At 46.3% G+C, this 5286-nt stretch carries 6 protein-coding genes; 4 read left to right on the top strand and 2 right to left on the bottom strand.

Going from position 1 to position 5286, the window contains the following annotated elements; genetic code table 11:
• The 4 genes from B3W37_RS14080 to B3W37_RS14095 form a co-directional block, all read left to right on the top strand.
• A partial coding sequence (locus B3W37_RS14080; protein ID WP_483176172.1) for a sulfate ABC transporter substrate-binding protein occupies nt 1–413 on the top strand: 413 nt, incomplete at its 5' end.
• 108 nt (nt 414–521) lie between these two features.
• The gene (gene cysT, locus B3W37_RS14085; protein WP_483170041.1) at nt 522–1364 is read left to right on the top strand and encodes a sulfate ABC transporter permease subunit CysT; all 843 of its coding nucleotides are present in this window, start codon (nt 522–524) and stop codon (nt 1362–1364) included.
• Between the two features lie 10 nt (nt 1365–1374).
• Nucleotides 1375–2259, top strand: a complete 885-nt coding sequence (gene cysW / locus B3W37_RS14090; RefSeq protein WP_483176173.1) for a sulfate ABC transporter permease subunit CysW — start codon at nt 1375–1377, stop codon at nt 2257–2259.
• Nucleotides 2260–2357: 98 nt separating this feature from the next.
• Entirely contained in the window at nt 2358–3431 is a 1074-nt protein-coding gene (locus B3W37_RS14095) for a sulfate/molybdate ABC transporter ATP-binding protein (RefSeq protein WP_483170043.1), read from the top strand.
• Nucleotides 3432–3807: 376 nt separating this feature from the next.
• Here B3W37_RS14095 and B3W37_RS14100 read toward each other — a convergent pair whose 3' ends face one another.
• Together B3W37_RS14100 and B3W37_RS14105 are read right to left on the bottom strand one after the other, a co-directional pair.
• Nucleotides 3808–4302 (bottom strand): DUF6803 family protein, encoded by a 495-nt coding sequence (locus tag B3W37_RS14100; protein WP_483170044.1) that lies wholly within the window; start codon nt 4300–4302, stop codon nt 3808–3810.
• 492 nt (nt 4303–4794) lie between these two features.
• A partial coding sequence (locus tag B3W37_RS14105) for a methyltransferase domain-containing protein (RefSeq protein ID WP_483176174.1) occupies nt 4795–5286 on the bottom strand: 492 nt, incomplete at its 5' end.

Consider the following 5286-nt stretch of genomic DNA (forward strand, 5'->3'; position numbering starts at 1 on the left):
CAACCCTGACCTTTACCGAACGAGGCATAGGAGACGTGTTTCTTTCCTGGGAAAATGAAGCTTTCCTGGTCACCAAGGATCCTAAAAATGCGGATAAATACGAAATTGTGGTCCCTTCCGTAAGTATATTGGCGGAGCCGCCGGTAGCAGTCGTCGATTCAGTTGTAGATAAAAAGGGAACCCGTGAGGTTGCGCAAGCCTATTTAGATTATTTGTATACTGAAGCAGGCCAGGAACTGGCTGCTAAGCACTATTACAGACCCAGGAATGAGACGGTTGCTCAGAAATATGCCTCGACGTTCACTACCGTTGAACTGTTTACCATTGATGATGTTTTTGGCGGCTGGAACAAGGCGCAAGCAGAACACTTTAATGATGGAGGCATATTCGACAAGATCTATACCAAGAAATAAGAGAGCCAGGTAGAAATAAGGTGGAGCGGTTCGAACGTGTTTGCTGCTATAGACATAGACCTGAGAACCGCTCCATTATCTTTTTGAGGTGGATTTATGCATTCGACAATGAAATTGCTAAGAGTAAAGCAGCCAAGCGTTATACCCGGTTTTGGCATTACCATGGGTTATTCCCTGTTGTATCTTAGCCTGTTGGTTTTAATTCCTGTTGCTATGGTTTTTATTAATACCTCAAGTATCGGTCTGCCAACATTCTGGGAAATCGTTACGACGGAAAGAGTTATGGCCGCCTTGAAAATTTCTTTTGGGACTTCTTTCCTGGCGGCGGCAATCAATGTTTTTTTGGGGTTTCTCATGGCCTGGGTTTTGGAAAGATACTCATTTCCCGGACGAAAATTCATCGACGGCTTGATCGACTTGCCTTTTGCCCTTCCCACCGCGGTGGCAGGTATCACGCTTACCACCCTGTATGCTCAAAATGGCTGGATCGGTCAACTGGTTGCCCCTTTGGGAATTAAAATATCCTATACGCCATTGGGAATAACCCTGGCATTGCTGTTTATCAGCTTTCCCTTTGTGGTTAGAACGGTCCAACCGGTTTTGCAGAGCATGGAGCTTGAGGCTGAGGAGGCGGCGGCATGTTTGGGAGCGACCCAATGGCAAACCTTTTACAAAATCATTATACCGGCGCTGCTTCCTGCTCTCATTACAGGTTTTGCCCTGGCTTTTGCCAGAGCTCTGGGTGAATATGGATCGGTCGTCTTTATTTCCGGAAACATGCCCATGCATACGGAAATAGCGCCTTTATTAATTAGAACCAAACTGGAGCAGTATGATTACAACGGTGCTACGGCGATTGCCGCGGTCATGCTGATCATTTCCTTCTTGATGCTGCTGTTCATCAATTTCACGCAATGGTGGGCCGGCAATAGAGAGAAAACAACGGGTTAGGGGTGATAAAATGGCTGGAAATGTTGCTGGTGGTACAACGATGAACAATCCCAATCATGGCCGGCCCGGCCGTGAATCAAAAGCTGTGCGGGCTATTCTGATCGCTGTGGCGCTCATGGCTTTTGTGGTCGTACTGGTCATTCCGCTGGTCTTCGTGTTTGTAAAGGCTTTTGAGCAAGGAACAGGCTTATATTGGGCAGCCATAAGCGATCCGGTAGCCTTAAAGGCTGTGAAGCTTACGCTCACTGCCGTTGTTATTGCGGTCCTGTTCAATACGGTCTTCGGCCTTACGGCTGCCTGGGCCATAGCTAAGTTCAGCTTTAAAGGCAGGAACGTATTAATTACTTTAATTGATCTGCCCTTTGCAATTTCGCCGGTTGTGGCAGGATTAATATTTGTTTTGCTCTTTAGTACGACCCATGGACTTTTTGCCCCCCTGTTAAACGCATGGGATCTGAAAATAATCTTTTCTACGCCCGGCATTATTCTGGCTACATTATTTGTAACCCTTCCTTTTGTGGCCCGGGAACTGATTCCTCTAATGGAGGCGCAGGGAACTGCGGAAGAGGAAGCGGCCCTTACCTTAGGCGCAAGCGGCTGGAAAACTTTCCGGCTTATCACCCTGCCCAATATCAAGTGGGCCTTATTATACGGGGTCATGCTGACAGCGGCCAGGGCTGCCGGTGAATTTGGCGCGGTATCGGTGGTGTCGGGACACATAAGGGGCCTCACCAATACGATCCCTCTCCATGTGGAGATCTTATACAACGAATATAAGTTTACGGCTGCTTTTGCGGTTGCTTCATTATTAACCTTTATTGCCCTTTTGAATCTGATTATTAAAAATGTTGCCGATTGGAAAATGGAGAAACAGAATCAAGTTTCTAATCCATAAATCTTTGAACTGGTACAATGTTCCGTATGTTGTACTGGGATCACGAGTTGGGGATACGGGCTTGAAAGCCAGACGTCCCTACTGCAGGGAGGATACAAATGAGCATTGAAATTTCCAATGTTATCAAGACTTTTGAATCATTTAAAGCGCTTGATGATGTAAGTTTGACTATAAATACCGGTGAATTAGTGGCTCTATTGGGTCCCTCCGGGTCAGGCAAGACCACGTTATTAAGGATAATTGCCGGACTGGAAACCACTGATGGCGGGAAAATAATTTTCGATGGTGAGGACAATACCGGAAAAAGCACTCAGGACCGGCGAGTAGGATTCGTGTTTCAGCATTATGCACTGTTCAAACACATGACGGTTTTCGAAAACATTGCCTTTGGCTTAAGGGTTAGACCTGCAAAACTGAGGCCCGGCAAGGAGGCAATCAATAAAAAGGTGCATGAGCTGCTGGCTTTAGTCAAGATGGAGGGATTGGCCAGGCGTTATCCGGCCCAGCTTTCCGGCGGCCAACGGCAAAGAATAGCCCTGGCCCGGGCCCTGGCAGTTGAACCCAAGGTATTGCTGCTGGATGAACCTTTTGGCGCTCTAGACGCCAAGGTCAGGAAAGAACTGCGCCGGTGGCTGCGCAAACTCCATAACGAATATCCCATAACCAGTGTTTTTGTTACGCATGATCAGGAAGAAGCCCTCGACGTAGCTGATCGGATCGTTATTCTGCACGAAGGCCGGGTAGAACAGATCGGCACACCGGAAGAAGTTTATGACAATCCTGCCAATGCTTTTGTTTATAATTTCCTGGGCAATGTAAATCTTTTTCATGGCCGGGTGCACAATGGGAAGGTCGAAATCGGTTCTCTAAAACTCGATGTGCCTGAACATGCCAGTACTACTGATAGAGACATAATAAGCTATATACGCCCGCATGATATCGAAATCAAAACCTTCCCGGAGGGAAAAGGTTTTATAGAAGCCGAGGTTTTTTATATACGGGCGGTTGGGCCTATAGTAAACCTTGAACTAAAGCGGTTGGACAACGATGATTACGTTGAAGCCGAAATAAGCAAAGAATACTTCCGGCAGTTGAATTTCCAAGAGAAGCAAAGAGTCTATATAAGACCACGAGATTTCAAGGTATTTATCCCCGATGACTGGTCGATTTAACGCAGGGGCGGTTCGCGAACCGCCCTTAAAACAAAAATTAGCCAAACGCAAGGGCACGGCTCGCTGTGCCCTACAAGTCATTTGTGAATAAAGTTTACCCCGGCAGAAAACGGCACGCGCGCGTGCCGTTTTCTTTAATTAGGAGGAGTATGATATAAAATCCTGGGTAATCCAACTTATGCGCCATGCTCGGCTGGCATTGGCCCTGCCGGCGCCTCCTGCCAAACATCTTTTTATTTCCCATCTCTACTCAGGCTCAATTTCTGTCAGCTCCATACGGGGGAAACGGAAGACGGCACTGCAAAGCGCCACCTTCCGTTGGGAAAGGGAGTTTATCAACTAAAAAAGTACCACTGCAAAAAGTGGTGCTTTCAGTTTACATGGGCATTGACGAATCAGTCGGCGCCGCCATCAGCAGATTTGGATCCAACATGCCGAATATCATGGCTACATGGGCTACCACCAGGAAGATGCCTACAAACGTTGCATGTAATTTTAGCTTGCCGATTTCATCCCGATTTTTGCCAATGATCCCCAATTCTAATAAAGTTATTCCCAAGAAAGGCACTATGCCTGACAGATAGAACCCAACCGCAATAACGTCCGCCGGTCCTCTCCACCCTCCAGAAACCGTTAAAGGAACGACAGCATTAAAGAATAAATAGATAAATACTCCAGAAAAATAGAATCCGGCTAATGTTCCGGCTATTTTGTTCACTAACCTGGTTGTCCCCGTCAAATCACGATTAAACAAAATGATCAGTTCGGTGACAGCCAGGGTCTCGGCAAGAATTACTGGTACAGCCATAAAAATCAGCAGTTGCCAGGGCTGATTGGTGGCCAATAATTCCATGTAGTGGGTCATGTTCATGTGTGCATCCTCTCCTTCAATATACATTTTTCCTATGTGTTTAATTGTATTTGGCTATTGTGAAGATTTTATGAAGTCAAACCTGTTTGATAATAAAACAGTATTCAAGCAATTAAGAGGAGGAAGTACCAAACCCAAGCAACAGGGCGGCTGCCAGCAGCTCTCCGTCTGGTTCGGCGGCCGTATGCTAGTGCTCCCCTTTCAAAATATGCCAGCGGGAAATAATAGGATTATTGGGCTTATTTGCGAGTCATGGTATTTAGATCTCTTCATTATTATTCAACACTGAATAATTAATCTTGGGGCAAGATGAGGCAAGCCTGCGAGCAGTATATCGCCCGGCATTACGGCTGTTTTACTTCGCGCATCGGTATAATAGCCAAAAGCCGGCGCCGCTAAAGAGACAACAATACCGGGATTTTTAGACCCGGTATTGTTTATATCCAGTGGATTATTAAGTTGTCTGCGATTTTGTACACTACAACGTTCCCATTAACGCTTCTCCGCCTTAATATAAGCACTGGCAAACGCCCCGTCAATCGCGTCCAGGTTGACCTCAGCGATGAGCGGCTCAAAACAGCTGCAAGAAGCCATCCCGGTTATAAACTCTTTGTTGTATATTTGCACAGGCTCTATAACCAGGTTTGTGAAGCCGACTTTCTTTAATATGCTTTCATAGTCTTCTATGCTTAAGGTTCCACCCAGGCAGGATGACCACATGGCTGCTTTCTTTTTTATGTCCTCGGGAATGTCTTTTATTGTCACGATATCAGCAATAGCCAGGCGGCCGCCTTTTTTCAGAACCCGGTAAGCTTCGGCCAGGGCTTTTTCCTTGTCTTCGGTAAGGTTGATCACGCAGTTGGACATTATGACATCCACCGCTTCATCTTTCAGAGGGATTTCTTCAATATATCCTTTCAAAAACTCAACATTAGCAACACCCATCTTTTGTTTGTTTTCATTAGCCAAGGCCAGCATTTCGTC

This window comes from Syntrophomonas sp. UBA5494 (assembly GCF_002426325.1).